The sequence below is a fragment of the Streptomyces bacillaris genome, assembly GCF_003268675.1.
Taxonomy (GTDB): Bacteria; Actinomycetota; Actinomycetes; order Streptomycetales; family Streptomycetaceae; genus Streptomyces; species Streptomyces bacillaris.
In genome coordinates this window covers 6781482-6798550 of record NZ_CP029378.1, presented here as the reverse complement: position 1 = coordinate 6798550, position 17069 = coordinate 6781482, and the positions used below count along the sequence as shown (strand labels likewise).

14 protein-coding genes are annotated in these 17069 nt (G+C 71.7%); 2 read left to right on the top strand and 12 right to left on the bottom strand.

Annotated features, from left to right (window positions below; all coding sequences use genetic code 11):
* Positions 1–449 precede the first annotated feature (449 nt).
* The 9 genes from aroQ to DJ476_RS29640 form a co-directional block, all read right to left on the bottom strand.
* Positions 450–890 (bottom strand): type II 3-dehydroquinate dehydratase, encoded by a 441-nt coding sequence (gene aroQ / locus DJ476_RS29685; protein WP_103421699.1) that lies wholly within the window; start codon positions 888–890, stop codon positions 450–452.
* Entirely contained in the window at positions 887–2524 is a 1638-nt protein-coding gene (gene aroB / locus DJ476_RS29680; RefSeq protein ID WP_112491937.1) for a 3-dehydroquinate synthase, read from the bottom strand. The genes aroQ and aroB overlap by 4 nt, the downstream gene beginning before the upstream one ends.
* Positions 2521–3705, bottom strand: coding sequence for a chorismate synthase (aroC, locus tag DJ476_RS29675; RefSeq protein ID WP_103421701.1), 1185 nt, complete (start codon positions 3703–3705; stop codon positions 2521–2523). Before aroC ends, aroB begins: the two co-directional genes overlap by 4 nt.
* A 146-nt stretch (positions 3706–3851) precedes the next feature.
* On the bottom strand, positions 3852–4682 hold the full coding sequence (locus DJ476_RS29670) for a shikimate dehydrogenase (protein WP_103421702.1): 831 nt from the start codon (positions 4680–4682) through the stop codon (positions 3852–3854).
* Positions 4675–6477: an endolytic transglycosylase MltG gene (mltG, locus tag DJ476_RS29665; protein WP_112491936.1), complete on the bottom strand. Its 1803-nt coding sequence runs from the start codon at positions 6475–6477 to the stop codon at positions 4675–4677. Before mltG ends, DJ476_RS29670 begins: the two co-directional genes overlap by 8 nt.
* A 102-nt stretch (positions 6478–6579) precedes the next feature.
* Complete coding sequence (ruvX, locus tag DJ476_RS29655; RefSeq protein WP_176725535.1) at positions 6580–7053, bottom strand: Holliday junction resolvase RuvX; 474 nt, start codon at positions 7051–7053, stop codon at positions 6580–6582.
* Between the two features lie 8 nt (positions 7054–7061).
* Complete coding sequence (gene alaS, locus DJ476_RS29650) at positions 7062–9731, bottom strand: alanine--tRNA ligase (protein WP_053561987.1); 2670 nt, start codon at positions 9729–9731, stop codon at positions 7062–7064.
* On the bottom strand, positions 9731–10081 hold the full coding sequence (locus DJ476_RS29645) for a hypothetical protein (RefSeq protein WP_112491935.1): 351 nt from the start codon (positions 10079–10081) through the stop codon (positions 9731–9733). The genes alaS and DJ476_RS29645 overlap by 1 nt, the downstream gene beginning before the upstream one ends.
* A gap of 7 nt (positions 10082–10088) precedes the next feature.
* Positions 10089–10550, bottom strand: a complete 462-nt coding sequence (locus DJ476_RS29640; protein ID WP_053561986.1) for a DUF948 domain-containing protein — start codon at positions 10548–10550, stop codon at positions 10089–10091.
* Positions 10551–10746: 196 nt separating this feature from the next.
* On the opposite strand from DJ476_RS29640, the gene DJ476_RS29635 reads away from it, so the two are divergent.
* A complete protein-coding gene (locus tag DJ476_RS29635; RefSeq protein ID WP_103421705.1) occupies positions 10747–13122 on the top strand; it encodes an ATP-binding protein in 2376 nt (791 codons plus the stop codon).
* Positions 13123–13168: 46 nt separating this feature from the next.
* Here the strand turns inward: DJ476_RS29635 and rpsD are convergent, their stop codons facing one another.
* Complete coding sequence (gene rpsD, locus DJ476_RS29630) at positions 13169–13783, bottom strand: 30S ribosomal protein S4 (RefSeq protein ID WP_006123201.1); 615 nt, start codon at positions 13781–13783, stop codon at positions 13169–13171.
* A 191-nt stretch (positions 13784–13974) separates the two neighbouring features.
* Here rpsD and DJ476_RS29625 point away from each other — a divergent pair, with 191 nt between their 5' ends.
* Positions 13975–14676 (top strand): DUF2470 domain-containing protein, encoded by a 702-nt coding sequence (locus DJ476_RS29625; protein ID WP_112491934.1) that lies wholly within the window; start codon positions 13975–13977, stop codon positions 14674–14676.
* A 76-nt stretch (positions 14677–14752) separates the two neighbouring features.
* Here DJ476_RS29625 and DJ476_RS29620 read toward each other — a convergent pair whose 3' ends face one another.
* Together DJ476_RS29620 and DJ476_RS29615 are read right to left on the bottom strand one after the other, a co-directional pair.
* Positions 14753–16123 carry a replication-associated recombination protein A gene (locus DJ476_RS29620; RefSeq protein ID WP_103421707.1) on the bottom strand — a complete coding sequence of 457 codons (1371 nt, stop codon included), beginning with the start codon at positions 16121–16123 and terminating at the stop codon, positions 14753–14755.
* An 84-nt stretch (positions 16124–16207) separates the two neighbouring features.
* Positions 16208–16846, bottom strand: a complete 639-nt coding sequence (locus DJ476_RS29615; protein ID WP_070204846.1) for a vitamin K epoxide reductase family protein — start codon at positions 16844–16846, stop codon at positions 16208–16210.
* Between the last annotated feature and the right edge of the window lie 223 nt (positions 16847–17069).

Genomic DNA, 17069 nt, shown 5'->3' with positions numbered 1-17069 from the left:
GTGTCCGTGCGCCGGAGGATGGGGAGCCTGCTCGGGGGCCGGAGGGGGCGCAGCCTGACCGGAGGCTGGAACCTGCGGCGCCTGGCCGGGCGCGGGCGGCTGGGCGGCCTGACCGTGCGCCGGAGACCCCGGCGCCTGCCCAGGAGCCGGAGGCTGAGCACCGTGCCCGTGCGCCGACGGCTGCGGCGCCTGCCCCGCAACCGGTGGTTGCTGAGGTATCGGGGGCGGGCCGGCGGGGCCGGGGTGCCGGTCCTGGTGCGGCCGGCCCGGCAGCCCGTTCCCGGGTCCTTGGGGCGGCGGCAGCGGGGCCCCCACTGGGTGCTGCATCCGGTGGCCACTCCGTCTCGTAACTGCGACTGACGCTGATGGGACGGCTACCGTACCTTCCCGGGCCGTCTCAGGGTGAACGGCCCGGGAGGGTGCGGAGTGCCCGTGGGCACCGGGGACTGTCAGCCCGTCAGTTCGTCGGCCAGGGCGCGCAGGGCGAGCCGGTAGGAGCCGATGCCGAACCCGGCGATCGTGCCCGTGGCCACCGGGGCGACCACCGAGGTGTGCCGGAACTCCTCGCGGGCGTACGGGTTGGAGATGTGCACCTCGATCAGCGGTGCGCTGCGCTGCGCGGCCGCGTCCCGCATCCCGTACGAGTAGTGCGTGAAGGCGCCCGGGTTGAGGACGACCGGGATCGATCCGTCCGCCGCCTCGTGGAGCCAGCGGATCAGTTCGCCCTCGTCGTTCGTCTCCCGTACGTCGACGTCGAAGCCCAGCTCCTTGCCGAGCGCGGTGCAGGTGTCGACGAGCCCGGCGTAGGAGGTGGCTCCGTAGACGTCGGGTTCGCGGGAGCCGAGGCGGCCGAGGTTGGGGCCGTTGAGGACGAGGACCCTGCGGGTCACGCGGAGACCTCCCCGTAGGCGGCGAGCAGCACGGCCGGGTCGGGGCCCTCCAGGACGGTGGGCTTGCCGAGGGCGTCCAGGACGATGAAGCGCAGCAGGTCGCCGCGGGACTTCTTGTCTACCTTCATGTTCTCCAGGAGCTTGGGCCACTGGTCGCCGCGGTAGGTGAGCGGCAGGCCCACCGACTGAAGGATGGTGCGGTGCCGGTCGGCGGTGGCGTCGTCGAGGCGTCCGGCGAGCCGGCCCAGCTCGGCGGCGAAGACCATGCCGATGGAGACGGCCGCCCCGTGGCGCCACTTGTAGCGCTCGTTCTTCTCGATGGCGTGGCCCAGGGTGTGGCCGTAGTTGAGGATCTCGCGGAGGCCGGACTCCTTGAGGTCGCTGGAGACGACCTCGGCCTTGACCCGGATGGAGCGCTCGATCAGCTCGGCGGTGTGCGGTCCGGCGGGCGTGCGGGCGGCCTCCGGGTCGGCCTCGATCAGGTCGAGGATGACCGGGTCCGCGATGAAACCGGCCTTGATGATCTCGGCCATGCCGGAGACGTAGTCGTTGACCGGCAGCGACTCCAGCGCGGCGAGGTCGCAGAGGACTCCGGCGGGCGGGTGGAAGGCGCCGACCAGGTTCTTGCCCTCGGCGGTGTTGATGCCGGTCTTGCCGCCGACGGCCGCGTCGACCATGCCGAGCACGGTGGTGGGGATCGCGATCCAGCGCACCCCGCGCAGCCAGCTGGCGGCGACGAACCCGGCGACGTCCGTGGTGGCGCCGCCGCCGATGCCGACGATGACGTCGGTGCGGGTGAAACCGGTCTGGCCGAGCGCCTTCCAGCAGTAGGCGGCGACCTCGACGGTCTTGGCCTCCTCCGCGTTGGGCAGCTGGATGGCGATGGCCTCGTACCCCTGGTCGGCCAGGTCCTGGCGGACCGCCTCACCGGTCTCGGCCAGCGCCTCGGGGTGCAGGACGGCGACCCGCTTCGCGCGGTCGCCGATGAGCTGGGGCAGCTCGCCGAGGAGCTGGTGGCCGACGAGGACCTCGTACGGGTCGGAGCCCGCCGAGCCTGCGACCTGGATGCGGGTGGGGGCCTGCTGCGTCATGCCGGTGCTCTCCACGCCGGGGGCGGCTGCGCCCTCCGGCAGTTCCAGTGCGTCGATGATCGCCTGGGCGACCTCTTCGGGGGTGCGGTCGTCGGTGGCGACGACCGTGCGGGCCACCTCTTCGTAGAGGTGGCGGCGGGCGTCCATCAGCTCGCGCCACTGCCGGCGCGGGTTGACGGCCAGGAGCGGGCGGGCGGCGCCCAGTCCCACCCGGCGGACCGCCTCCTCCACGTCCATGGAGAGGTAGACGACCGGGTGGCCGGCCAGCAGTTCCCTGGTCGTCCCGTCCAGGACTGCTCCGCCCCCGAGGGAGAGGACGCCCGCGTGTCCGGCGACGGCCGCGGCGACCGCCCGGCGCTCCAGGGCGCGGAAGTGCTCCTCACCCTCGTCGTAGAAGATCTCCGCGATCGGTTTGCCCGCCTCGGCGACGACGTCCGCGTCGGTGTCCCGGTAGGTGGTGCCGAGCCGGGCGGCGAGCAGCTCGCCGACGGTGGACTTGCCGACGCCCATGGGGCCGACGAGGACGACCAGGGGGCCGCTCATCGGATCTGGAGGTGGTCGAGGTACGACTGGACGTTGCGGTGGGTCTCGGCCACGCTGTCGCCGCCGAACTTCTCCGCGACGGCGTCGGCCAGGACCAGGGCGACCATCGCCTCCGCGACGATGCCCGCGGCGGGGACGGCGCAGACGTCGGAGCGCTGGTGGTGGGCCTTGGCGGCCTCGCCGGTGGTGACGTCCACGGTGGCCAGGGCGCGCGGCACGGTGGCGATGGGCTTCATCGCGGCGCGGACCCGCAGCAGCTCGCCGGTGGTGAGCCCGCCCTCGGTGCCGCCGGAGCGGCCGGAGGTGCGCCTGATGCCGTCCTCGGTGGCGACGATCTCGTCGTGCGCCTGGGAGCCGGGGACCCGGGCCAGCTCGAAGCCGTCCCCGACCTCGACGCCCTTGATGGCCTGGATGCCCATGAGCGCGGCGGCGAGCCGGGCGTCCAGGCGGCGGTCCCAGTGGACGTGCGAGCCGAGCCCGACGGGCACGCCGTACGCCAGCACCTCGACGACCCCGCCGAGGGTGTCGCCGTCCTTGTGGGCCTGGTCGATCTCGGCCACCATCGCCTTGGAGGCGTCGGCGTCCAGGCAGCGGACCGGGTCGGCGTCCAGCTTCGCCACGTCGGCGGGGACCGGGTAGACGCCGTACGGCGCCTTCGCGGCGGCCAGCTCGACGACATGGCTGACGATCTCGATGCCCGCCGTCTCCTTGAGGTAGGAGCGGGCGACGGCCCCGAGGGCGACGCGGGCGGCGGTCTCCCGGGCGCTGGCGCGCTCCAGGACAGGCCGGGCCTCGTCGAAGCCGTACTTCTGCATCCCGGCCAGGTCGGCGTGGCCGGGGCGGGGCCGGGTCAGCGGGGCGTTACGGGCCGACTCGGCCAGCACGGCGGGGTCGACCGGGTCGGCCGCCATGACCTGCTCCCACTTGGGCCACTCGGTGTTGCCGACCATGACGGCGACCGGGGAGCCCATGGTGAGCCCGTGCCGTACGCCGCCGAGGAAGGTGACCTCGTCCTGCTCGAACTTCATCCGAGCCCCGCGGCCGTAACCGAGCCGTCGCCGGGCGAGCGCCTCGGCGACCATCTCCGTCGTCACCGGGACGCCGGCGGGAAGGCCCTCCAGCGTCGCCACCAGTGCGGGACCGTGCGACTCGCCTGCGGTCAGCCAGCGCAACCTGCTCAACGGTGCTCCTCATGCTCGCGCCTGAAAAATGCGACGGCACGGCCGGGTGCGCGGCCCCGGCCCGCCGCCGTCGATCCTCCCACGACTGTGGACGGTGTCCGGCCGCCGGTCCAGCAACCGGACGCCTGTTCATCAGGTCGAATGCGTCAGCGCCCCGCGAGCGCCGCTTCCCCGGCCCGCCGCATGGCCGCCAGCGGGGCCGGGGACCGGCCCGTCATCTGCTCGACCTGGAGCAGCGCCTGGTGGACGAGGAGGTCGAGCCCGCCGACGACGGCTCCGCCGCGCGCCGACCAGGCGGCGGCGAGGGGCGTCGGCCAGGGCTCGTACAGCACGTCGAAGAGGATGCCCGGCCGCTCCGGTACGCCGGTGGCGAGGGCGTCGGTGGTGCCCGCCGGGGTGGTGGCGATGGCGAGCGGTGCGTCGAGGGCCTGCGCGCCGTCGGCCCAGTCGGCCACCCGGACGTCCACGCCGAGCCGCTGCCCCCAGCCGCGCATCTCGTCGCCGCGCTCCTTGCTGCGTACGTAGGCGGTGACCGGTCCGGCACAGATCACCGCGAGCGCGGCGAGGGCGGAGGAGGCGGTGGCTCCGGCGCCCAGGATCGCGGCGGACTCGACCTTCTCGACGCCGCGCTCCCGCAGGGCGGCGATCATGCCCGGGATATCCGTGTTGTCACCGACCCGGCGCCCGTCCTCGGTGAACACGACCGTGTTGACGGCCTCCACGGAGGCCGCCGTCGGGCTGATCTCGTCCAGCAGCGGGATGACCGCCCGCTTGAGCGGCATGGTCAGGGACAGCCCCGCCCACGAGGCGTCCAGCCCCTCGACGAAGCCGGGCAGCGCCGCCTCGTCGACCTCGAACCGGTCGTAGGACCAGTCGTCGAGGCCGAGTTCGGCGTAGGCGGCGCGGTGCAGCACCGGGGAGAGCGAGTGGGCGATGGGCGAGCCGAGGACGGCGGCCCGGCGTCGGATATCAGCCAAGTCCCTGCTGCTCCTTCCACTTGTTGTTCAGCTTCTCGTGCTCGTCGATGGTCTTCGTGAATTCCGTCGTCTTGCCATCGAGCGAGATGAAGAACATCCAGCCGTTCGACGTCGGGTTGAGCGATGCCTTGAGGGCGTCGACGCCCGGGTTGCTGATCGGCCCCGGCGGAAGTCCCGTGTGGTAGTAGGTGTTGTACGGGTCCGGGTTGGAACGGATCTCCTTGGTGCTGATCTTGATCTTGCTCTGCTTCATGAGGTAGTTGAACGACGAGTCGAACTCGACCTTGCGGTTGGTGACCGTGTTGTCGGGCTTGAGCCGGTTGTAGACGACCTCGGCCATCTTGCGGAAGTCGTCGTGCGTGAGGCCCTCCGCCTGCACCAGACTCGCCACCGTCAGCACCTGCCACGGGCCGTCCAGCTTGTACTTCTTGGCGGCCGCTTCCAGGTCGAGCTTGTCGTACTCCTTGTTGGCCCGCGTGACCATCCGCTTCAGCGCGTCCTCGGGCTTCGATCCCTTGGCCACCGGGTACGCCGCCGGGTACAGGAAACCCTCCAGCGGATCCTTCACGTCCGGGTTGTCCTCGACCCAGTCGGGCAGGCCCAGGGACTCCGCCTTGGTCTTGGCGATCTTCTCCGTGGTGCCCTTGTCCAGGCCGAGCCGGGCGTCGATCTTCTCGTAGACCGTGACGTTACGGGTGCCCTCGGGGATCACCAGGAGGTTCTGGCTCTTGTTGTCGAGCATCAGGGCGACCGCCGCGGCTCCCGACATCTCCTTGTTGAGGAGGTAGACGCCGGCCTGGATCGACTTGCCCTTGGGGTTGTCGTTCTGTGCCGCGACGAAGGCGTCGGAGGACTTGATGACGCCCTTCTTGCGCAGGATGTTGGCGATGTCGTAGCCGAGCGCCCCCTCGGGGATCTCGACCTCGACCTGCTCGTCCGTGCCCGATCCCGCGTAGTCGGCCGGGGCGCCGAACTTGTCCTGCCAGAAGTTGTAGCCGACGTACGTCGCTCCGCTGAGGCCGCCGACCAGGACGAGGGAGACGACCAGGCAGGCGCAGCCGTTGCGGCTCTTTTTCTTCTTGGTCTTGCCGCCCCTGCGCTCTCCGCCGCCGCGCTCCCGGCGCGAGGCGCGCGAGGAGTCGTCGTCCGGGTCGTCGTCGCCGTCGCGGGGCTCGCGGGAGTCACGGCCGGCGGGTTCGTCGGAGCCGGTGAAGAAAGGATGCGTCTCTTCCTGCGGCTCGTCCGGGTCCCAGTCCGTCGACGGCTTCCCCTGCTGCTCGGGCTGCCCCTGCTGCGGGGCCTGCTGGGACTGCTGCCCGGAGGCCTCGCGGCGGCCCGGCGGCTGCGGCGGCGGGTAGGCGTCGGGCGTGCCGTAGTAGTCGTGCGATTCGCCGTAGCCGTGCGCCTGCTGCTGGGCGTACGGGTCCTGGGGCTCGGCCCCGTACGGCACGGCGGTCCCCTGCCCGGTGTCCCAGCCGCCGTCGTACTGCGGCTGGGGGTAGGACTGCTGACCGTACGGGTCCTGCTGCGGGGTGCCGTACTGCTGATGCTGCTGGTGCGAGGGGTCGTACTGCTGCTGCCCGTACTGCTGGTGCTGGTCGTACGACGGCTGCTGCGGGTACTGCTGGTGGTTCTGGTGCTGCTGGGCGTACGGGTCCTGCGGATAGGACTGCTGCTGGTCGCCGTACTGGCCCTGGCCGTGGGCGGCCTGCCGGCCTCCCCATCCCTGGTCCCCGTACAAGGGGTCCTCGGGATGCCACGGTTCGGAGCCGGGGCCCCGGCCATACTCAGTCATCGATCCCCTAGAGCCGCGAGACGACGTTCCGTCTCTTCGCTTCGCTGTGCGGTGTTTGTTCGAATCCACCGCCGCATCGCGCGGAACGTTACCGTATCGCGATCAGACAACCACTTCGACGCCCTCTCCCGGGGGATTACCTGACGCCCGTTCGGACTCCAGAGCGTTCTGGAGGATCACCACAGCGGCAGCCTGGTCGATGACAGACCGGCCCTTCTTGGACTTCACGCCCGAGGCACGCATGCCCTGAGCGGCCGTCACTGTGGTCATCCTCTCGTCCACCAGCCGCACCGGAACGGGGGCGATCGAACGTGCGAACACCTGGGCGAAGTCGCGGACCTTGGCTGCCGCCGGGCCCTCGCCGCCGCCGAGGGAGCGGGGCAGACCGAGGATCACCTCGATCGGCTCGTACTCCTCGACGATGGCCACCAGCCGCCGGTGGGCGGCCGGGACATCGCGTCCCGGCACGGTCTCCACCGGCGTGGCCAGGATCCCGTCGGGGTCGCACGAGGCGACCCCGATCCGGGCGTCCCCGACGTCGACGGCGAGCCGTCGTCCTCGGCGCATCTGTGTCATCCCGTCCGTCACGCGGTCTCGGTGACGAGGCGTTCGACGGCGGCGACGGCGTCACCGATGGCGGCCGGGTCCGTGCCGCCACCCTGGGCGACGTCCGGCTTGCCGCCGCCACCGCCACCGAGCGTCTTGGCGGCCGTACGGACGAGGTCGCCGGCCTTGAGACCGCGCTCGCGAGCGGCCTCGTTGGTGGCGATGACCGTGAGCGGGCGGCCGTTGGCCGTGGTGAACAGGGCCACGACGGCCGGGCGGCCGCCCTGGATGCGGCCCCGCACGTCCAGGACCAGCTTGCGCAGGTCGTCGGCGGAGGTGCCGTCGGGGACCTGGCCGGTGACCAGGGCGACGCCCCGGACGTCCTTGGCGGAGTCGGCCAGTCCGGCGGCGGCCGCGAGCACCTTCTCCGCGCGGAACTTCTCGATCTCCTTCTCGGCGTCCTTCAGCTTGCCGAGCATGCCCGCGATCTTCTCCGGCAGCTCCTCGGGACGGCCCTTGACCAGCTCCTGGAGCTGGGCGACGACCGTGTGCTCCTTGGCGAGGAAGTTGTACGCGTCCACGCCGACCAGGGCCTCGATCCGGCGCACGCCGGAGCCGATGGAGGACTCACCGAGCAGCTTGACCAGGCCGAGCTGAGCGGTGTTATGGACGTGGGTGCCGCCGCACAGCTCCTTGGAGAAGTCCCCGATGGTGACGACCCGGACCCGCTCGCCGTACTTCTCGCCGAACTCCGCGATGGCGCCCTGCTTCTTGGCCTCGTCGATCGACATGACCTCGGCCTGGACGTCGAGTTCGCGCGAGAGGACCTCGTTGATCCGCTGCTCGACATCGGTGAGGACCGTGCCGGGAACGGCGGCGGGCGAACCGAAGTCGAAGCGGAAACGGCCCGGCGAGTTCTCGGAGCCGGCCTGGGCGGCCGTCGGGCCGAGCGCGTCGCGCAGCGCCTGGTGGGTGAGGTGGGTGGCGCTGTGGGCGCGGGCGATGGCCCGGCGGCGGGTGGCGTCGATGGAGGCGAAGACGGGGGCCCCGACCGTGACCTCGCCGACCTGGACGACGCCCTTGTGCACATGGACGCCGGGGACCGGCTTCTGGACGTCGCGGACCTCGATCACGGCACCGGTGTCGAGCCGGATGCGGCCGGTGTCGGCGAGCTGGCCGCCGCCCTCGGCGTAGAAGGGGGTGCGGTCGAGGACGACCTCGACCTCGTCGCCCTCGGTGGCGGCGGGCGAGGGCACGCCGTCGACGAGCAGGCCGACGATGGTCGACTCACCGGCCAGGCTGGTGTAGCCGGTGAACTCGGTGGCGCCGGAGGTGTCCGCGACCTCGCGGTAGGCGGAGAGGTCGGCGTGGCCGGTCTTCTTGGCGCGGGCGTCGGCCTTGGCCTTGTCGCGCTGCTCCTGCATGAGGCGGCGGAAGCCGTCCTCGTCCACGGAGAGCCCCTGCTCGGCAGCCATCTCCAGGGTCAGGTCGATCGGGAAGCCCCAGGTGTCGTGGAGCAGGAACGCCTTGTCCCCGGCGAGGACCTTGCCACCGGCGGCCTTGGTCTCGGTGACCGCGGTCTCCAGGATGTTGGTGCCGCCCTTGAGGGCCTTGAGGAAGGCGGCCTCCTCCGCGAGCGCGACCGTCTCGATGCGCTTGCGGTCGGTGATCAGCTCCGGGTACTGCTGCCCCATCGTGTCGATCACGACGTCGATCAGGTCCTTGACGACCGTGCCGGTGGCGCCCAGCAGGCGCATGTTGCGGATGGCGCGGCGCATGATGCGGCGCAGCACGTAGCCGCGGCCCTCGTTGCCGGGGGTGACACCGTCGCCGATGAGCATCACGGACGTACGGATGTGGTCGGCGACGACGCGGAGCGAGACGTCCGTGGACCGCTCGGCGCCGTAGCGGACGCCGGTCAGCTCGGTGGCCTTGTCCATGACGACGCGCAGGGTGTCGGTCTCGTACATGTTCTGTACACCCTGGAGGATCATCGCCAGGCGTTCCAGGCCGAGACCGGTGTCGATGTTCTTGGACGGCAGGTCCCCGAGGATCGGGAAGTCCTCCTTGCCGTCGCCCGCGCCGCGCTCGTACTGCATGAAGACCAGGTTCCAGATCTCCACGTACCGCTCGTCGTTGACGGCCGGGCCGCCCTCGACGCCGAACTCGGGGCCGCGGTCGTAGTTGATCTCGGAACAGGGTCCGCAGGGGCCGGGGACGCCCATGGACCAGAAGTTGTCCTTCTTGCCCAGGCGCTGGATGCGCTCGGCGGGGACGCCGATCTTGTCGCGCCAGATGGCCTCGGCCTCGTCGTCGTCGAGGTAGACCGTGATCCAGAGCTTCTCGGGCTCCAGGCCGAAGCCGCCGTCCTCGACGGAGTTGGTCAGGGCCTCCCAGGCGAGCTGGATGGCGCCTTCCTTGAAGTAGTCCCCGAAGGAGAAGTTCCCGCACATCTGGAAGAACGTGCCGTGGCGGGTGGTCTTGCCGACCTCTTCGATGTCCGGCGTACGCACGCACTTCTGCACGCTGGTGACGCGCGGGGCGGGCGGCTTGACCTCACCGAGGAAGTACGGCTTGAAGGGGACCATGCCCGCGGGGACCAGCAGCAGAGTCGGGTCGTCCGCGATGAGCGACGCCGAAGGCACGACGGTGTGACCGCGCTCCTCGAAGAAGCTCAGCCAGCGGCGGCGGATTTCAGCCGACTCCATTAGTGGTCCTCATTCCGGTTGTTCGTTTTGCAGGGGAGCGTGCGGTATGTGTCGGGGCGGGCGGCGGACTCCGCCGACGCCTCCACGGCGTAGTGCCGCTGTACGGGGAGGTCGGGGTCGACCGGTGCTTCGAGGCCCAGGGCACCGCCCAGTTCGGCTTCGCGCCGGACCATGTTCTCGCGGACGTCGAGGGCGAAGTCCTTGAGCTTGTGGCCGGTCTCGATCGCCTTGTCCGCGGCCTGCGCGGCGAGGCTCTCGGGCGTCAGCTGCCTGAGCTTGCGGTTGACCTTGGTGGTGGCCCAGACGCCGGCGGCTGCGCCGGCGGTGAACCAGAACGTGCGGCGGAACATCGCTGGATCAGTCCTTCTGTCCGCGGGGGTTTCGGCGGTCGCGCTTGCGTCCGCGCGCCGAAGGTACGGTCCGGCCGACGATCACCGTACGGCGGACGGAGGAGCGGCCCCGGGCCGGTTCCGGTTCCGGCTCGGGGGCGGTGCGGCGGCCGAGGGCCTGCCGGACGCCGTAGCCGAACGCGGCGACCTTGACCAGCGGTCCGCCGAAGGTGGAGGCGACGGTGGTGGAGAGCGCGGAGGCGTTGGAGGTGACCTCCTGGACGTCGCTCGCGATGGCGTCGACCTTGTCCAGCTGGGTCTGCGCGGACCGGACCGTGGCCGAGGCGTCGGCCAGCAGCGGCACGGCCTGTTCGGTCACCTCCGCCACGAGTCTGGTGGTCGCCCTCAGCGTCTGGGCGAGCCTCACCAGCACCACGGCGAGGAACGAGACCAGGATCGCCCAGAAGACGGCCACGATGATCCCGGCCACCTCTCCACCGGACACTGTGCACCGCTCTCTGCTCGTCGCTCGGCCCCCTCGGGGCCATGTCCCACGAGCCTATCGCGCCGTGCATCGCCTCCCCTACCGCATTCCCGGCGGGCCCCCGGGCATTCCGGGCGGGGCGGACGGGAGCCGGCCGACGCGATTGCACGGAGAGCTTTCAGGTCAGTACTCTGCGTGTTCCATGCGACACCTGCAGCGCCGCTCCACCCACCCGGACTCTCCCGGCCCCCGTTCCTCCGCCCCGGCCCGCCACACCCCGGACCGTGACGTTCCGGTCGGCAACGTCCCGGCGGAGCTGAACCGGTTCGTGGGGCGCGCGGACGAACTGGCCGCGCTGCGCGGGCTGCTGGAGGAGTCCAGACTCGTCACCGTCGTCGGAGCGGCGGGCGTCGGCAAGACCCGCTGTGTCGGCAGGGTCGCCGCACTGCTGGAGAAACGGTACTGCGACGGGGTCTGGCTCACCGACCTGTCCCCCGTGCACGACCCCGAGCTGCTGGAACACGCCGTGGCCGAGGCGCTGGGGCTGACCGACCACACTGGCAGGCCGCCCCGCGCCGCGCTCGTCGAGCACCTCCGTGGACGCCGGACACTGCTGGTCCTGGACGGCTTCGAGCACCTGGTGGACGCCTGCGCCGATCTCGTACGGGAGTTGCTGCGGCGGGCGCCGGGGCTGCGGGTGCTCGCGGCCGGGCGCCGCCCGCTCCTGGTGGACGGTGAAGTGACGTTCACCCTCGCGCCTATGTGCGAGGCGGACGCGGTGGAGCTGTTCGAGGAACGGGCCCGCGCGGTGCGGCCGGAGTGGCAGCCGACGGCCACGGACCGGGCGGCGGCGCTGGAGCTGTGCCGCCGCCTCGACGGGGTGCCGCTGGCGCTCGAACTGGCGGCGGGGCGGCTGCGCGCCCTCTCCGTCGAGCAGGTGCTGCTGCGCCTGGACGACCGGTTCCGGCTGCTGACCGGCGGCAGCCGCGGCGCTCCGCCGCGCCACCGGGCGCTGCGTACGGCGATCGGCTGGAGCCATGAGCTGTGCACGCCCGCGCAGCGGCTGCTGTGGGCGCGGCTCTCGGTCTTCGCCGGGCAGTTCGACCTGGAGGCCGCCGAGTACGTCTGCGGCGGTGCGGGGCTGCCGGCCGATTCCGTGCTCGACGTGCTGGAGGAGCTGCTCGCCCAGTCGGTGGTGGAGCGCGAGGACACGGCGGGCACCACCCGCTACCGGCTGCTGGAGTCGGTGCGCGAGTACGGGGCGGAGTGGCTGGCGGCGGCCGGGGACACCGGGCGGATGCGGCGGCGCCACCGGGACTGGTTCCTGGGGCTCGCCACCTGGTGCGAGCTGGACTGGTTCTCGCCGCGCCAGGCGGAGGTGGCGGCCCGGATCGACAGTGAGCTGCCGAACCTCCGGCGGGCGATGGAGTGCTCGATGGAGAGCCCGGAGGAGGTGCACCTCGCCCAGCACCTGGCGGGCTCGCTCTGGTTCTACTGGGCGGGGTGCGGGCGGCCGGCGGAGGGCCGGTACTGGCTGGAGCACGTACTGGAGGAGCCGACCCCGTACGACGCGTCCCGGCTGAAGGTGCTGTGGGTGCTCGGGTATGTGGCGGTGCTCCAGGGGGACGCGGTCGGGGCGATCTCCGCCCTCCAGGAGTGCCGGGAGGAGGCCGAGCGGTCCGGGGACTCCACGGCGCTGGCGTACGCGATCCACCGGACGGGCTGCCTGGCGCTCGTCACGGACGATCCGGCGCGCGCCGAGGAGCTGCTGCGGGACGCGCTCGGCCGCTACCGGGAGATCGGTGAGCTGAACAGCGCTGTGCTGATGGCCCAGGTCGAACTGGCGATGGCGGTGGCGTTCCTGGGCGATCTGGACGCGGCGGCGGCCATCTGCGAGGAGGTCCGTGAGGTCTGCGAGGACCACGGGGAGCGGTGGGCTCTGGCGTACGCGCTCTACGTCCTGGCCTACGCGGCGCTGCGGCGGGGGCGGCCGGAGCAGGCGCGGCGGATGCTCGGGGGGTGCCTGGCGATCGGCCGGACCTTCGACGATCTGCTCTCGACCGCGCTCTCGCTGGAGTTGCTGGCGCTGGTGACGGCGGTGGAGGGCGACGGCGAGGAGGCTGCGGTGCTCCAGGGGGCGGCGGGGCGGATCTGGCCGTCGGTGGGGCTCCAGCTCTTCGGCTCGGTGTATTTCGGCCGGCCGCGCGCGGAGTGCGAGGAGCGGGTGCGGCGGGAGCTGGGGGACGCGGCGTACGAGGCGGCGGTGCGGGCCGGGCGGCGGCTGGAGCGGGGCGCGGCGGTGGAGCGGGCGCTGACGGCCGGGGCCGGGGTCGGTGAGGGCGTACGGGAGCGGCGCGACACGCCCGGGTCGGTACCGGGTTCCGAGAGCGGGCCGGGGGCCGGGGGTGAGCCCGGGGCGCGGGGTGGGTCGGGAGCCGGAGATGGGGTCAGAGCTCGGAGCCGAGTCGGGGCCGGGAGCGAGTCGGGGCCCGCGTCCGAGTCGGGTTCCGAGGCCGGGCCAAGGCCCAGCTCCGGGCCAGGGCCCGGGGAAAAGCGAAGGCCCGCCCCTCCCGGATGACCGGGAGGGGCGGGCCTGAGCGCTGGTGAGAGCGGCTACGCCTGGATCAGCGGGCGTAGTACTCGACGACGAGCTGCTCGTCGCAGATCACCGGGATCTCCTTGCGGTTCGGGTCCCGGTCCAGGCGGAAGGCCAGGGCCTTCAGGTTCACCTGGAGGTAGCGCGGGGTCTCGCCCTCGGTGTCGTAACCACCCTCGCGGGCCACCTGGAAGGGGACCTTGGAGCGGCTGCGCTCGCGGACCTGGACGATGTCGTCCGGACGCACGCGGAAGGAGGGCTTGTCGACCTTGCCGCCGTTGACCTCGATGTGGCCGTGGACGACCATCTGGCGGGCCTGGTAGATGGTGCGGGCGATGCCCGAACGCAGGACCAGGGCGTCGAGACGACGCTCGAGCTCGACGACCAGCGCCTCACCCGTCTTGCCCTCGGCCTTCTTGGCGCGGTCGTAGGCGCGCGCCATCTGGCGCTCGCTGATGTCGTACTGCGCACGCAGGCGCTGCTTCTCCAGCAGACGGACCTTGTAGTCCGAGTTCTGCTTGCGGCCACGGCCGTGCTCGCCCGGCGGGTACGGACGCGCTTCGAAGTACTTGACAGCCTTGGGCGTCAGGGCGATGCCGAGGGCACGCGACTTCTTGACCTTGGGACGCGACTGGTTAGGCACGTTCTCCAGACCTCCGTTGTAGGTTAGGTTAGGCTTACCTTACTCAAGGAGATCGCATGTCTCGCCCTGGGAACACCACTCACGTCACGGACAGCACAGACAGCGGCAGCACCTCTTCAGAGGGTGCTGCTACGACGGAAGGCCGATCTGATCGTGGTCAGCCGCGTCCCAGCGGGCTTGAAACCACTCGGATGCCGTCAGCAGCCGAGCGCACACGAACTCTCGTACAGAGTACCTGCTCCGCGCTGCTCGTCGTACCGGGGCTCGATCTGGCCCGCGCAGAACCCCTGATGCCGGACACGCGGAGCGTGGGTCCGGAGGGCGATCTGTTCCTCGAATTCCCTGCGGATTCCCCGGCCGTCCGGGCCGCGACCCACGCGCAGGGCGACGAACTGACCGCCGTGCTGGAGATCACGGACGTCGCCCCGATCTCCGTACCGCACCGCATCCGGGGCCGGGCCTGGATCTCCGGCTGGCTCACCTCCGTACCCGGCATCGCGGAGCCCGGCCGGATGATGCTGCGCCTGGAGTTCGGCGAGGCGTACGTGGACGACCTCTGGGGCGCCGCGGACATCGAGGCGGAGGACTTCCGGGACGCCTCCCCCGATCCGCTGGCCTGCCACGAGGCGGAGCTGCTGCAGCATCTGCACGCCGCCCACGAGGACCAGATGCGCACGCTGTGCGCGCTGCTCGGGGAGCGCACGGCCCGCGCCTACGCCTCGCACCGGCCGGCCGCCGTGCCCGTGGCCCTGGACCGCTTCGGGCTGCGGGTCCGCTTCGTGGAGGACAAGGGGTCGTGCTTCGACGCGCGCTTCGAGTTTCCGGAGCCCGTACGGGACGTCACCGAGCTGCGCCGGGCGATGCACACGCTCTTCGAGGCGGCCGCGTCCTGACCGCGCCCCGGGCGGTTCCGGGCGGGACGCCGGTTCCGGGCGGGACCGGAGTGGTCCAGGGCGGAACCCTGGTGGTTCAGGACGCCGGGTCCGGGCCGCCGCCCTGGCGGCCCAGGCGCTCGCGGACCCGCTCGACCACCTCCGCGTATCTCGCCTCGGCGCCGTGCCGCGTGGGGGTGTAGTACCGCCGGTCGCGGACCGCGTCCGGGGCGTACTGCTGGGCGGCGATACCGCCCTGGACGTCATGCGGATAGATATAGCCCTGGGCGTGGCCGAGCTTGGCCGCGCCCTTGTAATGGCCGTCGCGCAGATGGGCCGGGACGGGGCCCGCGAGCCCCTTCCGTACGTCCTCCTGCGCGGCGAAGATCGCGAGCGTCGCCGCGTTGGACTTCGGCGCGAGGGCGAGGGCGATCGTGGCGTGGCTCAGGGTGAGCGCCGCCTCCGGGAAGCCGATCATGGCGACGGCCTGGGCGGCCGCCACCGCCGTCGGCAGCGCGGTGGGGTCCGCGAGCCCGATGTCCTCGCTGGCCGAGATCATCAGCCGCCGGGCGATGAACCGGGGGTCCTCCCCCGCCTCGATCATCCGGGCCAGATAGTGCAGGGCGGCGTCCACGTCGGAGCCGCGGATGGACTTGATGAGCGCGCTGGCCACGTCGTAGTGCTGGTCGCCGTCCCGGTCGTACTTCACGGCGGCCCGGTCGACGGTGGCCTCGACCGTCTCGAGCGTGATCTCCGCCTCGTGCGTGGCGAGCGCCGCACCGGCCGCCGCCTCCAGGGCCGTGAGCACCCGGCGCGCGTCGCCGCCCGCGATGCGCAGCAGATGCGCCTCCGCGTCCTCGGGCAGCGTGAGCGCCCCGCCGAGGCCGCGCTCGTCGGTCAGCGCCCGGCGCACCAGATCGCGCAGGTCGTCGTCGGTCAGCGGCTCCAGGGTGAGCAGCAGGGAGCGCGAGAGCAGCGGTGAGATCACCGAGAAGTACGGATTCTCCGTGGTGGCCGCGATCAGGGTCACCCAGCGGTTCTCCACGGCGGGGAGCAGGGAGTCCTGCTGGGCCTTGGAGAAGCGGTGGATCTCGTCCAGGAAGAGGACGGTCTCCTTGCCGAAGCCGCCGGAGGCGCGGCGGGCGCTCTCGATGACGGCCCGGACCTCCTTGACGCCCGCGGTGATCGCGGACAGCTCGACGAAGCGCTTGTTGGTGGCCTTGCTGACCACGTACGCGAGAGTCGTCTTCCCGGTGCCGGGCGGGCCCCACAGGATCACCGAGGAGGCGCCGGCCGGGCCGCCGCTCCCCTCGACGAGTCTGCGGAGCGGCGAGCCCGGCTTGAGCAGATGCTGCTGGCCGACGACCTCGTCCAGGGCACGGGGGCGCATCCGGACAGCGAGGGGGCTGGCGGACGGGTCCTTCTCCTGGCGGTCTTCGGCGGCTGCGGTAAAGAGGTCGGGCTCCACGTCATGAAGCCTAAGCGACCCCACTGACAACGCCCCCGGCCGCCTGCGGGCAGGCGGCCGGGGGCGTCGGGTCGGCGGTCGGGGTCAGCTGGTCCAGAAGTCCCACCAGCGGGTCAGGATCAGCATGCCGATGATCCCGATCCACAGCACCGGCGGCACCCAGTGGAACTCGGTCAGCCCGTTCCGCAGCCAGGCGGGCGCGGGGAGGATGCGGTGCTTGACGTTGTGCGTGGTCACATAGCAGAACATGATGATCGTGGCGACCCAGGCGAGGCAGCACCACAGGCAGAGCGAGTTGATGTTGTACAGCGACTGGTACTGGAGCCAGGTGCAGAAGCCGACGCCGAACAGGGTGCCCGCGTTGAGGCCGAGCCAGAACCAGCTGCGGTAGCGGGCACCGGCGAGCAGGCCCATGCCGATGGCGATGACCATGCCGTACGTGACCAGGCCGAGCATCGGGTTGGGGAACCCGAAGGCCGAGGCCTGCTCGCTCTTCATGATGTTGCCGCACGCGACGACGGGGTTGAGGCTGCAGCCGGGGGTGAAGGAGGGGTCCTCCAGCAGCTTGAACTTGTCGATCGTGATGATCCAGGAGGCCAGCAGTCCGGCCGCGCCGGTGATCACCAGGAGCAGGGCGAGACCCCGTCCGGCCCCGAAGGTGCGCTTGCCGCCGTCCTCCTCCTGGTCGGATGAGGGCTGGTGGTCTACCGCTGCAGTCGTCATATCGCCGTTCCATCACTGAGTGGTCAGCCGGGCATGGTCATTGTGCCGCACCCCGGGACGGGTCATCCGTTCGATGGACATAAAGGCGTACGACCGGTGGCCGGGAAGTGCCCTCCGCCGCAGGGTGCCCGGGTGCGCGACGCAACCCGTGGTGGGCGGGCGCGAGGATGAATCGGCGGCGGCCGTGTTGACGTCGGCGGGGTCCGCCACGGCCGGAGGCCGC